Below are 1,400 nucleotides of genomic sequence, written 5' to 3'. Positions count from 1 at the left end.
GAGTCCGGGAGGGCAGGCCCTTCGCGCTGGTACGCCCGATCGGATTCGAACCGACAGACACGACCACCTAAAGATCGCCGCTCACCGTTGGCGTACGGGCGCAAGCCAAGTCCACTGTACTTGGTGGCGGCTGGATAGGGGGACTAACTGCCGGATCTGCCGGATCTTCCGCCGCGGCACCACGTGTTGGTCACCGCGTGGCAGTTGGGGCACAGGAGCCGGAGGTTCTCGCGCTGGTCGTTGCTCCAGTCGCCGTCGATGTGGTCGACCTCCAGAGTCATCGGCTGTCCCCGCCAGGCAGGGGGCGTACCGCACATCGAGCAGCATTCGGGGACGCCGACCTCGCGCAGCGCCCGCAGGAGCAGGTGCGAGCGAGTTCGGCGCGGACCGTCGTGCCTCATGAGGATGTCCGCGGCTCTCCGCACAGTGACGGTGCCGGGTTTGCCGCGTTGGTGAGCCTGGCCGAGGAAGTGCGCGGTGGACAGGCCGTCCTCGCGGATCCAGCTCTTGAGGGCCTCGTTCATGCTCCCCGAGGACTTGCGGCCCAGCCGCCGCAGGGTTTCGGCCAGCGAGTAGGACGTGGCAACGGCCTCACGGAGGACGGCGGCTTCGGGCTTCACACGCCGCGCGTACGTCCGGCGCCGGCGTGTCGGGAGGATGATGCCGTCGGCACCCGTCATCGCCGCCGACCCTTCGCCCGGCCGCGGTAGGTGTCCGTGGCGGAATGACAATTCGGGCAGAGCAGCCGCAGGTTCTCCCGTCGGTTGTTGCGCCAGTCGCCGTCGATGTGGTCGACCTCAAGGGGCAGCGGCCGCCCCTGCCAGACGGCTTCGACGCCACACAGTCGGCACGCTTCGGGAATTCCGATGGCCGTGAGGGCTTGCTTGAGTTGCGCGCTCTGCACGCGGCGGGCCTGCGGGTCTTCCTGCATGACCAGCACCGTTTCCGGGGTCCGTCGCACCTTTGGACGCCCCGCCGGAGAGGGCAGCACGAAATGGGAGGTGTCTATCCCGAACGCTTTGACCCTGCGGCTGATGTGGGTGTGGTGGCCGCCCACCACGTCGAGTCCCAGACGCCTGAGCACCTCGCACATGTTCGTCGACGCGACAACGGCCTCTGCCAGTACTTCCCGCGTCCACCTCGCTCCCTCCCGCTCGAAGTGCGAGACGTCCACGCCCAGCCTTCTCATACGGTCGTGCAGGTATCTACGCGATGAGCCGTTCGGATCCACCCCCAGCTTGCGCAGCGCCTCCGTCAGCGTTCGCGCCCCTTCGGCGGCTTCCGTGAGGCGTTCCTTCGTGTACGGGCTGATCGGCATGCCCGCCCCCCTCCGTCAGGACCGGCCGCGTGTGCGGCCCTCGTACGGAACAACGGCACCGGAAGCCGGACGGTTACGGGCG

Annotated in this window: 2 protein-coding genes and 1 tRNA gene; all 3 read right to left on the bottom strand. The window is 68.3% G+C overall.

Features of this window, described 5'->3' with window-relative positions; all coding sequences use genetic code 11:
• Nucleotides 1-27: 27 nt before the first annotated feature.
• Nucleotides 28-102, bottom strand: a tRNA-Leu gene (locus ACWGIU_RS37890).
• Between the two features lie 41 nt (nucleotides 103-143).
• Complete coding sequence (locus ACWGIU_RS37885; protein WP_453712627.1) at nucleotides 144-620, bottom strand: HNH endonuclease; 477 nt, start codon at nucleotides 618-620, stop codon at nucleotides 144-146.
• Between the two features lie 56 nt (nucleotides 621-676).
• Complete coding sequence (locus ACWGIU_RS37880; RefSeq protein ID WP_453712625.1) at nucleotides 677-1,318, bottom strand: HNH endonuclease; 642 nt, start codon at nucleotides 1,316-1,318, stop codon at nucleotides 677-679.
• Nucleotides 1,319-1,400: the final 82 nt, after the last annotated feature.

The organism is Streptomyces sp. NPDC054840, from assembly GCF_053611065.1.
Note: the sequence above shows the minus strand (reverse complement) of the source record. Positions and strands in the feature narration are given on the sequence as shown.

Coding starts and splice junctions, on each gene's coding strand:
- ACWGIU_RS37880 (WP_453712625.1), bottom strand. CDS start 1,318: ATGCCGATCAGCCCGTACACGAAGGAACGCCTCACGGAAGCCGCCGAA.